Here is a 16,813-nt window from a genome sequence, read left to right as displayed (position 1 = left end):
TTAATCGCATCAGGTAGTCGCTATCAGTTCAGTTACTACCTGATAACATTAAACTCTTCTCGACACTCGTCAGAGCCCATTTCGAATTCACGACAAATCCATGGACGATTTTCATAAATTGTACATAAAAAAGTATCTCTATCGACAGCCGAACACCAACCATCATCTAATTTAAGCATGGTTTCTCCTCCCCACTCATCTACCGATACATGTTTGTCTGGCACACCAGTATCACTAATAATCATCACTTCCATACGACAGCAGCAAGCTTGGCAGTTAGAGCAAGTAACATCTGATTCAGCAATATTTTTGAGAGCGATATTCATAAATAACGACGGATTACCAAGAAGAGAAAATTGTGCCCGATTTCGCGAACCAAGCCAACACAGAAGGGAGCAATATACACGTGATCTAGTTTGGAAGATATTGATGAAAAACAAACCAACCAAACTAGATCGATAAGAAGCGTAAAAAACCAACAGTTAAAATTTATACCTTAAATTTAACCACCAATTCATTTAGCTCAATGGCTAATCGAGTTAATTCCGCTGTGCTTGCACTGGTTTGGTTTGCACCAACCACCGTTTGCGCAGCCAAATCACTAATGGTCGTGATGTTGCCATCAATTTCTTTCGCGACATTGGACTGTTCCTCTGCTGCACTCGCAATTATATGGTTACTATCACTAATCGCAATAATACGGGCGGTAATTTGTTCCAACGCCTTCGCGGCTTCAGCCGCAACCGTTTGAGCTTGATTGGTTTTTTGGCTCGTGCTTTCCATTGAAGACACAGCTTCATTCGCTGAAAGCTGAACCTGACGAACCATGGTTTCAATTTCACCAGTAGATTCTTGAGTTCGATGAGCAAGACTTCTTACTTCATCGGCCACTACCGCAAAACCTCGGCCCGCTTCACCGGCACGCGCAGCTTCGATTGCTGCGTTTAGAGCTAACAAGTTTGTCTGTTCTGCAACCGCACGAATCACATCAAGGATCTGACCAATCGACGCGACTTGTTCAGCCAATTGGTTAATTACTCGGGTACTGGTCGTCATTTCTTTATTCATATCAAGAATAACGGCCGTTGTATCACCAACACGTGCTTTACCTTCAGCCGCCAATTTAGCGGAATCCGCTGATGCTTCAGAAGTTTGCTGTGCAGTTCGAGCCACCTCGTCTACCGCGGTGCTCATCTGAGTAATAGCTGCTGCAGCTTGTTGGATTTCTTCATTTTGTAACATCAATCCATTCGACGAACTTTCCGTAACAGTATTTAGTTCTTCTGCAGCTGATGCTAACTGACTCGAAGAATCGCCAATGTGGATAATCGCTTCTCGTAGATTACCCTGCATTGCTTTTAAAGCATTAGTCAAACGCGTTAATTCATCGTTTCCTTGTGCTGTAATTGGTTGAGTCAAATCCCCCTTGGCAATGGTTTCTGCTGAGATAACAGCATCTTGTAATGGAGTATTGATACTTTTAGAAAGGACAACCGCAATGGTCGATGCTATTACGGCGGCAGCTCCAATAATAACGATAATTAGTGTGAAGCTTGCATCATATTCTCTTACCGAATCTGAATTGGCCTCATCCGCACCTTCTTGGTTAGCTTTTACAAGTGCCCTCAGTAGACGCACCATATTATCAGCCGCACTATTCATATCAGATACTAAAGCTGAAGCCGCTTCTTTATTACCTTGTATAGATAACGAAGAGACATCGCCTTGTAGTTTATAATAACTTTCTTCTGCTTTTTTAAACTCTTCAAATAAATGCAGTTCGCTATCTAAGTTAATAGTTGATTCGTATTCTGATCGGTATTTTCCTACTTCTTTTTTTATATTTTCAAGTTCGACTAAGGTTGCTTTCTTATCACCTTCATTAGTCTCATTCAGTAATCTTAAAGTAAAAATCCTCACTCGCATTAAATTACTATTCATATCACCTAGGCTTGTAATAGCAGGCAATATATTCGTTTCAATCATCTCAGAATTAGCTCGAATGTCTTTCATAGCTGACATAGTAACGCCACCTAGACAAACCAGTAAAAATATAATTATAGTAAAGGCCATCATTAAACGTGACCTGATATTGATTTTCCTTAACATTTCACCATCCTTTTTAAAGCAAAAAAACCTTATTACTTTATCACAAAAAACATGTATTTAATCTAGTTTGGAAGTTATTAATGGAATATAAACTTACCAAACTAGATCAAAAATATATTTTAAATTAAACCTAAAAAACTAACAGTTAAAATTTATACCTTAAATTTAACCACCAATTCATTTAACTCAATGGCTAATCGAGTTAATTCTGCTGTACTTGCACTAGTTTGGTTTGCACCAACCACTGTTTGCGCAGCCAAATCACTAATGGTCGTGATGTTGCCATCAATTTCTTTTGCAACATTAGACTGCTCTTCAGCCGCGCTCGCAATAACATGGTTACTATCACTAATCGCAATAATACGTGCAGTAATCTGCTCCAACGCCTTCGCTGCTTCAGCCGCAACCGTTTGAGCTTGATTGGTTTTTTGGCTCGTGCTTTCCATTGAAGACACGGCTTCATTTGCTGAAAGCTGAACTTGACGAACCATGGTTTCAATTTCACCAGTAGATTCTTGAGTTCGATGAGCAAGACTTCTTACTTCATCCGCCACTACCGCAAAACCTCGGCCTGCTTCACCGGCACGCGCTGCTTCGATTGCTGCGTTTAGAGCTAACAAGTTTGTCTGCTCTGCAACCGCACGAATCACATCAAGGATCTGACCAATCGACGCGACCTGTTCAGCCAATTGGTTAATTACTCGGGTACTGGTCGTCATTTCTTTATTCATATCAAGAATAACGGCCGTTGTATCACCAACACGTGCTTTACCTTCAGCCGCCAATTTGGCTGACTCAGCAGATGCTTCAGAAGTTTGCTGTGCAGTTCGAGCCACCTCATCTACCGCAGTGCTCATCTGAGTAATAGCTGCTGCAGCTTGTTGGATTTCTTCATTTTGTAACATTAATCCATTCGACGAGCTTTCTGTCACAGAGCTTAATTCTTCTGCCGCTGAGGCAAGCTGACTCGATGAATCGCCAATGTGGACAATGGCCTCTCGCAAATTCCCCTGCATCACTTTTAACGCATTGGTTAAACGCGTTAATTCATCATTTCCTTGTGCTGTAATTGGTTGAGTCAAATCCCCCTTGGCAATGGCTTCTGCTGAGATAACTGCATTTTGCAATGGATTATTGATACTTTTGGAGAGAACAACTGCAATAATCGACGCTATTGCCGCCGCAATAACAATTATAAAGATGATTAACGTGAAACTTTCATTATATTCTTTTGACGAGTCCGCACTGGCCTCGTCAGCACCTTCTTGGTTAGCTTTTACAAGTGCCCTCAGTAGACGCACCATATTATCAGCTGCACTATTCATATCAGATACCAAAGCTGAAGCCGCTTCTTTATTACCTTGTATAGATAACGAAGAGAGATCTTCTTGCAATTTATAATAATTTAATTCTGCTTTTTTAAACTCTTCAAACAAGCCACGCTCACTATCTAAATAAATAGTCGCTTCATATTCTGATCGATATTTAGCAACTTCTTTTTTAATATTTTCAAGCGCAGCTAAGGTACTCTTTTTATCTTCTTCATTAGTCTCATTCAGCAGTCTTAAAGTAAAAATCCTCACTCGCATCAAATTACTATTCACATCACCTAGGCTTGTAATAGCAGGCAATATATTCGTTTCAATCATCTCAGAATTAGCTCGAATGTCTTTCATAGCTGACATAGTAACGCCACCCAGGCAAACCAATAAAAATATAATTATCGTGAAGGCCATTAATAATCTTGACCTAATATTTATATTCCGTAACATTTTCACTCCTCTTAAAATTTCCGTTTTAAAAGCACAACACATTAGAAATAACTAATGAACATTAAGTGCTAAAAGATTAAAAAATTATTTTATTCAAATTAAAAATATCAAGAAGAAAAAAATAAAAATGTGTAGATTTGTAAATACATAATAAAATAAATCAAATAGAAAACCCATCAAATAAATAATGTATACTTTTGTAAATATTAAATTAATTTTAAATGTTTTTTCAATCGGTGATTTTCTAATTTATTCCATAGTATAAAGCCAATGTTCTAATTCAAATTTAGATAAAGGGGGAGAAAATATATAACCTTGAACAACCTCGTAACCCATATTTTTTAGACAAGACAGCTGCTGCTGAGTCTCAACACCTTCTGCAATCGCTACAGCACCTATTTTCTTACAAATAGAAAGCACTACTTCACTGAGGTCTTTAGAAAGCTTATTAGGTAAGTTGTTTACAAAAGTTCTATCTAACTTCAATTGAGATACAGGAAATTTCAGAAGTCTTTTTAAATTAGAATATCCTGTACCAAAATCATCTAAGGAAATAATTATGCCGATTGAATGAAGGTCATTAATTGCATCAATGAAAAGATCTGATGTCTTAATCTTCTCACTTTCAGTGACTTCAATAACTAAACTAGAAGCTAAAAGACCAGTTTGATCAAGAAGGGCTTGAATCTCATTTTTTAGGCTAGGATAATTAAAACTGAGAGGGGAGAAATTAACAGCAATCATAGGAATATGAATTCCTCTATCTCGCCATGAAGCTAATTGTAGACATGATTGACGTAATACCCATAAATCTAATTCAGCAATTAGCCCAAATTCTTCAGCAAGAGCAACGAAGCGATCAGGTGTAACACTTCCAAATTCATCGCTAGTCCATCTAGCTAAGACTTCCACTCCATAAAGACTGTTATCAACAATATTTATCTGAGGTTGATAGTGCAGCTCTAACAGACTATTTTTCAAATCCGCACTTAACGCCTGAGCCATGCCATAAAATGGATGTGTTTTGCCCTGATCAAACTCTACATGTTCGTCCTGAATAAGGAGGCTGTAATATTGTTGATTGAATAACTGAAACGCTTCTACCAGCACTTTCACTCTACGAGCTTCGGAGCCACTAGGCATAAATAGAAGCTTGATTTCTTTTCCAGCAATTTCTTTGAATTCACTAAAGCAAAATGTACGTTGATCGGCGTCTAGCCAGAAGCAATCTGACGGAAGAATATCCTCTCTGTGTAAGTCTAATCGAGCATGCTTTACCTTGTCATTACACGAAACAATCAGATCATTACTGTCTAACACAATAAAGCGACTATTCGTTTCTTGTAACTCCTGCCAATCACGCTCAGTATTCAAACTATCCGTTTTCACAAAAAAATCCTTCTACTGCATGCTTCGATTAACACAGATCACCATCAATTATTTGTCTTTTAGACACAAAGGTTCGTCAATATTGCCTATATGGCAAATAGTGTCAAGTGAATTGCCTCACAGGTTTTGCCACATAGGCAAAATTAAACAGATAATCTTGCCATGAACATTGGCCACGTTATTAAAATTTTGCGTATTCAACGTAAGATGACACAAGAACAAATTGCACTGGAGGCTGATATGGCTACCAGTAATGTTTCACGCATTGAAAAAGGCTTAAGGCAACCGTCCCAAAAAGTACTTCAAAAACTAGCTAAAGCACTCAATACCAAGCCATCTGTGCTCTATGCAGCCAGCGAACAGCCAATAACTAATATTTCGGATTTTTTAGAACAAGAAGGGAATGACGAAAAAAAAGAAGAGAACATTAACCAATTGCTGCTCAACCACGATACACAAGTGGCTCTAAAACTATTCAGCGAGCTGACACCAGACAACAAATCCTTGTTATTAGAGCAGTTAAAAACACTGCATAGATGGCAAACAAAACTAGGCCAATGAATATTTAAGAAAATCAAAAGAGCAGTAACTCAACTTTCTATTACTAAGCTCCATAATAAAAAATTGCAAAATAGTGACAAACCGTCCCACCTACAACAAATAAATGCCAAACAAAATGCCCATAGCGCAGACGCGAATCAATAACAAAAAATACCACTCCAAGCGTGTAAAGAACACCTCCCAACACCAACAGCAGCAAACCATTAGGCTCCATCAAGGAAACAAGCGGTTTAATTACGATAAGAATAAGCCAACCCAACACCACATAAAGTGTAGTGGATATAGCTGGATGGGAAGCTTTACCAAATGCCTTAAGACCAACACCAATAAGTGCTAACGTCCAAACAGCTGCAAGCAAGGACCATCCCCATGCGCCTTCCAAAACCCCCAACATAAAAGGTGTATAAGTCCCAGCGATCAATAAGTACACAGCAGAATGGTCAATCACCCGAAAAACGTATTTGGCTTTGCCTCTTGGCATCGCATGATAAAGCGTAGATGCCAAATACAGCAAAATCATAGTGCCGGAGAAAATACTTACCCCAACAACAAAACTCACATCAGCGTAGTCGATTGCACTCAGAATAAGGAATGGGGTACCGACAATAGCAGCCACCAGCCCCAAGCCATGACTGATGCTATTTGCCACTTCCTCACCTAATGACTGCCCTCGATTAGACACAGTCGAAATATACTTCCCCATACTCAAATCCTCCTAAATGCACTTTTAAAAGCATGGAACAAGTGGATCGATTTAACAATGAAAGACAGCGAATAAACTATGCAAACTGCAAGAACATATCAAATATCACTACTTGCTACATATCTGTGGTGCCTGATAATCGAGATCTAATAATTTAAAGTAATTTTCCCCCAAGGCAATATTACGAAAAGCGTTGTCATCTAGATATTGATGTATTCGACTCGTTACTTCCAGCTCCTGCTGATATACCTTAAAGCTATTATCTCGAAAGGCAACAAAGTCAGATCCTGGCAAAATTCGATCCGAATATTGATTTATGAAAGCAACATATTGAGGACGATAAGCAGATTTACTAAAGTAATAGTCCTCCAAAATTCGCCATGAAATATCCAGCATTAAATTGGGATACTGATCTAACAAACGAGACAAGATAGTAATATGCTCAGATGCCTTCATAGATTTTTGCTCATAAGACAAGCCCATGTGCGCCCAGACTATTTTATTCTCAGGGTAAAGTGCTAATGCTTGCTCCATTAAAGGCAAATACAAGGTAGGTGATGCATCGTTTCCGATATCTGAATGAATCGTAATTGGGTAATCTCTGGCTCTTAACTCCGCCATAAAACCAGCCCACTTAGTAATATCTTTCGGCGTTGCTGGCTTATGACGATTATTAAATTGGGCTTGTTTCACCAAATTAACTTCCCCCATCCAATGGAACATACCAGGGTATTCCTTTTCATAAAGCTTCATTAGCTCAATAGTCGGCTCTGGATTAGATAAATCAGTGAAGGTCATCGATAAAGTAAGATGAAGGTCGTCAGGTTTGTATTCCAGCATGTTTGCAGCATTAACGAAATCATTACGAGTCGTCGGAGAAACTGGTGTTCCTGGGCATTTCAGGTAATTAGAACAGGAAGAATTAGCTGGCAACATTTGCCCAATGCCGTAAACATTAGCAAAACGCACCGTGGTGCGAGACAAGTATTCATTTACCTCATTAAAAGGAATCGCTCGGCCATCAAAAGGTCGATAATGCAAGTGTGTATCTACAACAGAGGTGTAAGGCTCTGTCTCTCTGTCATAACAGGCAGATGTGCCTCTAAAGGAATCCAAAGAGCGATTTGCTGGCGTGTTATCAGAAGAAGCACAACCAGCCGCTAATAAAGAAGCCAAAATGGCGAAAGGAAAACAACGACGCATGACAAACATTCCCTATTAAATACATGATAAATGGCAGACAGAAAGAGACATTACAAAACATCCCTTTCTATGTGTAAACCACTATTCAATGTAAATCATGTTTCAATATGCGCTCTAATATAGATTAAGAGACCTTTGCAAGATTTCACTCCTTAAAAAGGTCTTAACTAAGCGAGAAACAACAAAAGCCCACCAAACAAAATACGATACCAACCAAAAGCCACAAAGGTGAATTTTTCCAAAAACGCCATAAACAACTTCATAACAACAAAAGCACTTAGAAAAGCCACCACAAAGCCGATCACCAAAGGCATCAATTGCTCGCCGGCGAATTCTTTGTAATTTGAGAGCAAATCATAACCAGAAGCTGCCATCATCACCGGCAACGCTAATAAGAAAGAAAACTCAGCACTGGCTTTTCGGCTTAAGCCTACGAACAAAGCGCCAACAATGGTTGAACCTGCGCGGCTAGTACCAGGAATAAGCGCAAATACTTGTGCAATACCAATCCACAGAGCTTGCTTGAAATTTAGGTTATCCAAGTTATCGACACTAGGTGATTTATATTTGATCCATCTCTCTGCCATCAGGAAAATCACACCACCAACAATAAACATTGTCGCCACTACAGAAACCGAAAACATGGCTTTTATCTGGTGACGAAACAAAAAACCGACCATAGCGACAGGTAAAAAAGCTACAAATACTTGGCACCACAAACGGAAATGCTTAAATGTAAAACGCTCTTTATAATTTGCTACAACCGCTAAAATCGCAGCCAGCTGAATAATCACTTCAAACGCTTTATTGCCTTCCGTCTGCTCCATTCCCAACCATTGACTGACAACAATCAGATGCCCTGTTGAAGAGATAGGTAAAAACTCTGTCGCTCCCTCTACCAATCCGAGAATGACACTATGTAGTACATCCATTAAAACCTACCTTCCACTATTTACAACTACTAATAACAACACAATAAAATCAAATGCATAAAAAACTGCGCCAGCAATATAAAGCATCTTAGGTGAAAGAAAAATAAAAAATGATCAATAAGAAATCTTGACCTAGGATCTAAGTCTAAGGTTTATACTAGGAGGTAATAAATAGGAGCAATATATGTATCGCATTGGAGAACTCGCTAAAGCATGTGACATAAACAATGACACATTACGATTTTATGAAAAAAACGCCCTACTCAGCCCTTCGAGTCGGTCTGAATCTGGCTACCGTATTTACACGGAAAAAGACAAAGAGATTCTACAATTTATCCTACGCGCAAAAGGGGTCGGATTCACCTTAGCTGAAATTCGCGAGCTGCTCTCTATTGAAGTAAACAAAGCCGACAACGCCTGTGCCGATGTAAAAGTCCTTGTCGATACAAAGCTCTCTGACGTCGAAAGAAAACTTGCGGAACTTACTCGCTTTCAGACCTCACTCAAGCGCTTATCTGATGCTTGCTGCGGCGGAGAAGAAAGTGCCGAGCATTGCACCATACTCGAAGCACTCGAATCCAATACAGACGATGTTCGCCATGAGCACCACCACGATTAAATAGGCAATAAACACTGTGATTCTTCATCAAAACGCTTAAGTAGAAAATCAAGAGACGCTCGGACTCTCTCTGACGTATGTCGACCAAAACCCGATGTGGTGAATGTTCCTCCTCTTGATCATGCCATCTAACACTTAGCACAAAGGCACATTCAAGTATGGAGCGACATTTATAGTCAGGTCATATCAAGAATTCAGAATAAAGAAGATTTAAATGCCAGTATCCTTGCTAAAGGCAAAGCAGATTGCTTACTGAGAGTCTGGCTTATTAAAGGAAGCATCTCAGTTTGTATCGATTCGAAATCAAAACCATTTAAACCCAAAAACGATTTTTCGTTATAAAAACAACGAAAAATCGTTCTTATAACGAAGAATCGTTAATTTTTTTCTTGTAGAAGAAGAAAAAATAATAAAAATCAATAGCTTGTATATTATTTGAGTTGGCGCAATTATCGCTTTAGATATTATGCATAAAATATTATAAAATTCAGTGATAATTAAATGGATTGTATAGAAATTTATTTTTCACAAGAAAAAAAATAAATACTCAGGAAGATACAAAGTGTCTGAAGAAACAAAAGCACTGTTTGACAAGCAAACTAAAAAATCGACACTAATCGCCGAGCAGGATCTACGTTCGATCGAAATCGAAGACGCGACGATTCAAGCGTCCATGCAACCTTGGGCTAACATGGAATGTTACCAGTTAAGCTCGGGCACGAAATTAGCAAAGATGGATATAATTGACCTAGGTAGCCAAAAGATTGTTAGAGAGTCTCAGTTAGCTTCCGTACAAAAGGTAGGGGCAACTCCTACAGACTTTTGCACCATCTCATATTGCACCCGAGATCCAAATTTTCGTTTTACTGAACTAAGCACAGACATAACCAACGTTTTATTCTTCTTACCTGAACAAACTGAGTACGATATTTTCGTACCAGCTGGCGTTCAAACCAACTATGTAAGCTTAAATCAGGAAACGTTTCTAAATAATGCTCGTATACTCAATCCAAGCTTGTGGGAAAATCCACCACAACAATTAGCCTTATTAAAAGCCGAGCAACTTAGTCAGTTCAAGACAGCGTTAAATCTATGGTTCAACACTGCCGAAGCGCTTCGCTCAAAAGGCATTGTTGCAGATAACAGCATTGTCAGTGATAGTTTGTTACAGCAAGTTCTGCAAATTCTCACCTCAACCAACCTTGAAGACTCGCTCCCTTCTCCTACAGAGCGACAACGCGCTTTCCATACTTGCCGTATGGTCCGCGCTTTTGTTGAGCATAAATTAGCCGCTGATATTACCCCAACAATAGCAGATATTTGTGCTTCAGTAGGCGTATCTGAGCGCACGCTTCAATATGCCTTTCGCTCTTACGTCAATATGCCGCCGCTGGCTTATCTTAGACTTTGTCGTTTAAACCGAGTGCGTGCGACCCTACTTATTTCTGACCCTCAAACCACAACAGTGACTGAAGTCGCTATGCGCTTTGGCTTTTTGCATCTTGGCCGTTTTGCTCTTGACTACAAACAAGTATTTAACGAATCACCCTCTATTACGCTCAGCCAACAGCACTATTAACTTACAAAAAATCAATATTACTTGCACTTTTGCGGAAACCGGATAGTGACACATATCCCCTCTAAGTATCTTAGATGGAATTTTCCGATTGAGTGCAGAGTGGCAATGTTTAAAGCAGCAATAGCAAATAAATCATGTAACAATACTTCTTCTACATTTGTACAGAAGTCCAGCTGTGCCATCAAATTAGACACGTCTTCTAAATATCCATATACGCGTCAACTAATAGCTGCAACAGCCACTATTTTGGTATTTATACCTGCCTATACAGCACAGGCGGCAGACTCAGGCACTCTTTTACGCGAACAACAGAGTCAACAAGACATTCAGCGCTTAGAATCCCTACCACAGCAGGAAGAGAAACAGCAAAAAACATCTACAGCAGAAACAACAGAAACTGGCAAAACCATTATTGTCAATGAAATACGCTTTACCGGTAAAACAGAGTTACTACCCGAACAAGTTCGCACAAATATAGCAGAAGGTGTTACCGGAAAACGTATTGGCATAGTAGGAATCCAAAACCTCGTCGATACAATAGCGTCAACTCTACAGCAACAAGGCCATCTACTAGCAAGCGTAATACTGCCACAACAAGACATTACTGAGGGAACTATCACTTTCCAGATTGTTGACGGGCGTTTAAGCGACATTGCCTTTGATAGATTTACACCAATACGGGCAAATGAAGAACGCTTACAAACTATAGCGGATAATTACATTTCACCAGATCAAGTTACCAAGTCTGGATTAGAAGAAGCACTTTTACGCATCAACGATCACCCAGGAGTAACGGCAAAAGCTCGACTAGCACCCGGAGATGAACCCAATACCAGCAACCTTCTTATATACCTCAAACAAGCACCTATCTTTTCAGCAACGGCCTCCATCGATAATTCTGGTTCATACAGCACCGGACGCGAGCAATTGAGAGCTGACACGACATTCACAGATATATCCGGTCATGGTGATTTAACAAAACTAATGGTCATTTCTTCAGAGGGACAAACATTCGCCAACAGTTCATTTAGTGCACCTATCGGAGTAAGTGATTTCATCGCGCGGGCAAATTACGGATACCTCGATTATCACAATATCGATGATACAGGCAAAACTCTAGAGCTTGAGGGTTATGCTCACTTTTTAGGCCTAGGATTAGATTACAGTCTTATTCGCAGTCGAGACTTCAACTTACACCTTAATAGCAGTCTAAATGCCAAAGCATTAGTTGATGACAGTATCTCTGGACATTTACAGGATAAACGCTCGCTGATAGGAACAATAGAACTTGCTGGCGATTCACGTGATCGCTTTATGGGAAATGGAATCACTTATTGGTCGGCGGCATGGAGTTATGGTGATCTAGATCTTTCAGGAGTCGAATCTGCACTGAGTAGCGATCAAGCCGGTTTAAAAACCAATGGACAATTCCAGCGCGTAAATGCCAGCCTCACCAGATTACAAAAACTACCCGCAACATTCTCATTATTTGGTCGTGTACGTGGACAATGGGCTAACAAAAACCTCGACAGTTCAGAAGATTTTTCTTTAGGTGGTCCTTATAGCGTACGTGGCTGGCCCATAGGCGAAGGTAGGGGCGATATGGGAACGATCAGTACTATTGAGTTGCGTTATGACGCTCCTACACCAACATCATGGGGTCAATTACAGTTTGCAACCTTTTTCGATGCAGGACATGTCTGGGTAAACAAAAATCCAAACGGAGTCTCATCCACCATCGCCTGCGGTTGTAATGATTATAGTCTTACAAGCGCTGGCGTATCGGCACTTTGGACCCATAAATTCTTTAATTTATCTGCAACATATGCACAAGGAATAGGCGACAACCCGGGACGTTCCTCAAGCACCGACAGAAATGCAGACAACAGCAAAAACCGTCATCAATTTTGGCTAACTGCCATGGCTAAATTCTGAGGAAACAACCATGAACAAGATCTATAAAGTTATTTATTCAAAAACCCTTGGCTGTCTAGTGGTTGTGTCCGAATCTGCAAAATGTGCAGGCAGTAAAAAAACCGCTCGCCGTAAGCTTGTTAGTCTGGTGGCGACTTCTAGCCTGTTGTCGATGCCGGTGTTTGCGGATAATTTACCCACTGGTGGGCAGGTTGTGTCTGGTGCGGCGTCTATTTCTTCGAATGGCTCGGCCATGACGGTCAATCAATCTACCGATAAGATGATCGCCAACTGGCAGAGTTTTTCTATCGGTGCCGGCAATTCGGTCACCTTTAATCAGCCCAGTGTGTCATCCGTGGCGCTCAACCGTGTGGTGGGTCAAGACGCTAGCCAAATTCTTGGTAACCTGAACGCTAATGGTCAAGTGTTTCTGATCAACCCTAATGGCGTGGCCATCGGCGCATCTGGCAGCGTACAAACAGGCGGTTTTATTGCGTCGACACTGGACATCACTAACGAGAATTTTCTTTCTGGAAATTATCAATTCACCGGCATCGGTGGCTCGATTAGCAACAAAGGCAATATCTCCGGTCGTATCGTCGCGCTGATTGCGCCTTCTGTTACCAACGAAGGTTCAATTAACTACCGTTCTACAAACACTACTTCATCGGATTCTGTGTCCAACGTGGCATTGGCGGCGGGTACCGATGTACTGCTCGACTTTGATGGAGATGGTTTGCTGTCTATCGAGGTAAAAGCCAATACCCTTGCCGGCTTGGTTGAAAACAAAGGCTTAATTCAAACCGATGGAGGTATCGCCATTCTAACCGCCAAAGGCGCATCCGATGCCCTAAAAGGCGTGGTAAACAACTCGGGGACGATACAAGCTAATACCATCGCCAGCCAGAACGGACGTATTTTATTGCTGGGCGATATGAGCAATGGTGAAGTCATTGCTTCTGGTTCTCTTGAAGCTAATTTTGTTGAAACCTCTGCAGCGACAGTAACTATTGACCAAGACCTAAAGGTCAACACCAATGGCGGTGAATGGCTAATCGATCCGGTGAACATCACCATTGATGCCAGTAAAGCCAGTGCGATTGAAACCGCACTAGCATCTGGTAATGTCACCGTATCAACAGAAGACGGTGTGAACTGGGCAGGCGAAACCAACGGCACAGGCACAGATGAAGGCAACATCACCGTCGATGCCAGCATAGATTGGAGTGCCAACACCCTCACCTTACGTGCCGATAACGACATCACCATCAATGCTGAACTGACAAGCACAGGTACAACAATCAGCGATGGTCTAGTGCTGCAATACGCGCAAACCACTTCCACTGGCGACTATTCTATCAATGCACCCGTTAACCTCGCGGCAGGAAGTCTATTCCAAACGAAAAAAGGCAATGATGCCGCCATCACCTACACCGTTATTACCGGCCTCGGCTCAGAAGGTTCCAGCACAGGAACAGACTTACAAGGCATAAATGGCGGACTTAACGGCAATTATGTCCTCGGCGCGAATATTGACGCTTCAAGCGTATCAACATGGAACAGCAACGCAGGTTTTGATCCGCTTGGCGATGGAACGAACAACTTCACTGGTTTATTTGACGGGCTTGGACATACCATCTCAAATCTTTTTATTGATAGAGACACAACAGGTTTTGTAGGACTCTTTGCAGGTGCAGAAAACTCAACTATTCGAAATGTTGGGCTTCTTGGCGCAGATATTACGGGTCATACTAATGTTGGCAGTCTTGCAGGATACCTCTCTAACACAACCAAAGTTTCAAACTCTTATGCAACAGGAAGTATAAATGGTTATTCAGTTGTCGGAGGTCTTGCTGGATACAACAGGGGAAACATTACAAACACATATTCAACAGCAAACGCAACAGCTACCAATGGTGTGGCGGGAGGTTTCATAGGAAGAAATGACGGGACAATATCAAACGCTTATGCTACAGGAAACGTTAGTGGTAATTCTGCCGTTGGTGGTTTCTTTGGAACTAGCTCAATAGGTGGATCCGTTTCAAACTCTTATGCGACAGGAAAAATAACCGGCGATGGTAATAATGTGGGTGGGTTTGCAGGAAGGATGGAGGGTTCAATTTCCAATGTCTATTGGGATATAGATGGTACAGGGCAAACTGATGCTGTTGGGTACGGGATTTCATCTGGAATAACTGGTGTTTACAGCTCAACAAACACAATAGATGCCTTTTCTGAAGCAATTTACGCTGGTTTTGATTTTACAAATGGCTGGTACATGATTGAAGGCTCTACCCGTCCTTTCTTACGCTCAGAATACTCAACTACTATTTCTAATGACCATCAACTCCAACTGATGGCGATGGACTTAACCGCATCATACACCTTAGCAAACGACATTATTTATAGCGGCGATATGTGGAGCAGTAGTGGTTTTAGTTCTATTGGGAGCCAGTCTACAAGATTCAGGGGGAATTTTGATGGCGTAGGACATACCATTTCTGATCTTTTTATCAATAGAGATAACACTGACTTTATCGGCTTATTCGGATTTTTAGATTCTAGCTCAACCATAAAGAACATTGGACTTATAAATGCAGACATAACAGGAAAAGATTATATCGGTGGTTTAGTAGGATGGAATTATGGTGCTATTAATAATAGTTTCACAACAGGAAAAATAATGGGTAATGACAGTGTTGGGGGGCTAATAGGTTCAAGTGAAAATAACATTACCATCAAAGATTCTTACTCTTTTGCTAGTGTAGATGGTAACGACTATATTGGAGGTTTAGTTGGGTATAATGCAAGAGGAATTGAAAATAGTTACGCTACAGGAACAGTAAATGGCAATAATTATGTTGGAGGCTTAGTTGGAAGTAGTGGCAGTTCTAGTAGCCAAATTATAAATAGCTATGCAACAGGCCAAGTCACAACCATTAATGATTATGCTGGTGGTTTGGCTGGATCCTCTGCGGGTTCAATTACAAACAGCTATGCAACAGGCAGTGTCAATAGTGGTCGTTATTATGTGGGGGGGCTGGTTGCAGCCAATAGTGGTGGCACAATCACGAATAGTTACTGGGATATTGATACCACAGGACGGACAATTGGTGTTGGACAAGATAGCGGCACTATTACAAATCTAAAAGGCGTTTATAGTAGTACAGGCACAATTGATGCCTTTATCCAAGATACTTACACAGGCTTTGACTTCACCAATGACTGGATACTCTACGAAGGATATACTCGTCCACTACTAAGAAATTTTATGACAACGTTAACTGTTACAGCTAATGATGCAACTAAAACCTATGATGGAAGTGCGTATTCTGGAGCGAATGGCGTAACCTACTCTACTACGCCAAATAGTAATCTTTTAGGAACTGTAAATTATTCTGGAACCAGTCAAGGCGCTAACAATACCGGCACTTATACCTTAACGCCATCTGGATTATATTCAAATCAACAAGGTTATATTATCTCCTATGTAGATGGATCGCTGACCATTGATCCGAAAGTTATCACCGCAACCTATACTGCAGATAATAAAGTCTATGATGGCAATACCGATGTTACCGTAAATGGAAGTTTGTCAGGAATAATAAGCGGAGATGATGTCAGTTTTTCACAAACAGCAGAATTTGATAATAAAAACGCAGGAGAAAATAAAACCGTTACTGTTTCCGGTTTAACTCTAAGTGGCGACGATGCCGCTAACTATTCCTTAGCAAGCACCACGGCGGTGACCACAGCGGACATAGCCAAAGCGGTTATCTCCGCCATTACAGGCATTACAGCCGATGACAAAACATACGATGGCAACACAACAGCGACGCTGGATACATCAGGGACAGGTTTTACTGGCATGGTGTCTGGGGATGACTTAATGGTAGCGTCCGCTTCAGGTGCATTTGCCGATAAAAACGCAGGAACAAATAAAACGGTTACCGTTTCTGGTTTGAGCCTAAGTGGCACCGATGCTGGTAATTATAACTTGTCTAATACCACCACAGTCACCACAGCGGACAT

12 protein-coding genes are annotated in these 16,813 nt (G+C 40.9%); 5 read left to right on the top strand and 7 right to left on the bottom strand.

Going from position 1 to position 16,813, the window contains the following annotated elements; translation table 11 throughout:
• Positions 1-35 precede the first annotated feature (35 nt).
• The 4 genes from CCS02_RS18555 to CCS02_RS18540 form a co-directional block, all read right to left on the bottom strand.
• Positions 36-326: a YkgJ family cysteine cluster protein gene (locus CCS02_RS18555; protein ID WP_100637417.1), complete on the bottom strand. Its 291-nt coding sequence runs from the start codon at positions 324-326 to the stop codon at positions 36-38.
• Between the two features lie 163 nt (positions 327-489).
• Positions 490-2,109 carry a methyl-accepting chemotaxis protein gene (locus CCS02_RS18550; protein ID WP_100637416.1) on the bottom strand — a complete coding sequence of 540 codons (1,620 nt, stop codon included), beginning with the start codon at positions 2,107-2,109 and terminating at the stop codon, positions 490-492.
• A 152-nt stretch (positions 2,110-2,261) separates the two neighbouring features.
• A complete protein-coding gene (locus tag CCS02_RS18545) occupies positions 2,262-3,881 on the bottom strand; it encodes a methyl-accepting chemotaxis protein (RefSeq protein WP_100637415.1) in 1,620 nt (539 codons plus the stop codon).
• 249 nt (positions 3,882-4,130) lie between these two features.
• Positions 4,131-5,270, bottom strand: a complete 1,140-nt coding sequence (locus tag CCS02_RS18540) for an EAL domain-containing protein (protein WP_100637414.1) — start codon at positions 5,268-5,270, stop codon at positions 4,131-4,133.
• 162 nt (positions 5,271-5,432) lie between these two features.
• Here CCS02_RS18540 and CCS02_RS18535 point away from each other — a divergent pair, with 162 nt between their 5' ends.
• Positions 5,433-5,831, top strand: coding sequence for a helix-turn-helix domain-containing protein (locus tag CCS02_RS18535; RefSeq protein ID WP_072841039.1), 399 nt, complete (start codon positions 5,433-5,435; stop codon positions 5,829-5,831).
• Positions 5,832-5,874: 43 nt separating this feature from the next.
• Here the strand turns inward: CCS02_RS18535 and trhA are convergent, their stop codons facing one another.
• From trhA to CCS02_RS18520, 3 genes are all read right to left on the bottom strand, one after another.
• On the bottom strand, positions 5,875-6,534 hold the full coding sequence (gene trhA / locus CCS02_RS18530; protein ID WP_100187138.1) for a PAQR family membrane homeostasis protein TrhA: 660 nt from the start codon (positions 6,532-6,534) through the stop codon (positions 5,875-5,877).
• Between the two features lie 108 nt (positions 6,535-6,642).
• Positions 6,643-7,737 carry an amidohydrolase family protein gene (locus tag CCS02_RS18525; protein WP_100637413.1) on the bottom strand — a complete coding sequence of 365 codons (1,095 nt, stop codon included), beginning with the start codon at positions 7,735-7,737 and terminating at the stop codon, positions 6,643-6,645.
• A 167-nt stretch (positions 7,738-7,904) separates the two neighbouring features.
• Positions 7,905-8,669, bottom strand: coding sequence for an undecaprenyl-diphosphate phosphatase (locus CCS02_RS18520; RefSeq protein WP_100637412.1), 765 nt, complete (start codon positions 8,667-8,669; stop codon positions 7,905-7,907).
• Positions 8,670-8,853: 184 nt separating this feature from the next.
• On the opposite strand from CCS02_RS18520, the gene zntR reads away from it, so the two are divergent.
• The 4 genes from zntR to CCS02_RS18500 all read left to right on the top strand — a co-directional run.
• Positions 8,854-9,288 carry a Zn(2+)-responsive transcriptional regulator gene (zntR, locus tag CCS02_RS18515; protein WP_100637411.1) on the top strand — a complete coding sequence of 145 codons (435 nt, stop codon included), beginning with the start codon at positions 8,854-8,856 and terminating at the stop codon, positions 9,286-9,288.
• 562 nt (positions 9,289-9,850) lie between these two features.
• A complete protein-coding gene (locus tag CCS02_RS18510) occupies positions 9,851-10,867 on the top strand; it encodes a helix-turn-helix domain-containing protein (protein ID WP_100637410.1) in 1,017 nt (338 codons plus the stop codon).
• A gap of 105 nt (positions 10,868-10,972) precedes the next feature.
• Entirely contained in the window at positions 10,973-12,802 is a 1,830-nt protein-coding gene (locus tag CCS02_RS18505) for a ShlB/FhaC/HecB family hemolysin secretion/activation protein (RefSeq protein WP_100637409.1), read from the top strand.
• A 10-nt stretch (positions 12,803-12,812) separates the two neighbouring features.
• Positions 12,813-16,813: YDG domain-containing protein (locus tag CCS02_RS18500; protein ID WP_100637408.1), on the top strand; the 4,001-nt coding region annotated here is incomplete at its 3' end.

The organism is Marinomonas sp. ef1 (assembly GCF_002806845.1).
Classification (GTDB): domain Bacteria; phylum Pseudomonadota; class Gammaproteobacteria; order Pseudomonadales; family Marinomonadaceae; genus Marinomonas; species Marinomonas polaris.
This window is presented reverse-complemented; position numbering and strand designations above follow the sequence as displayed.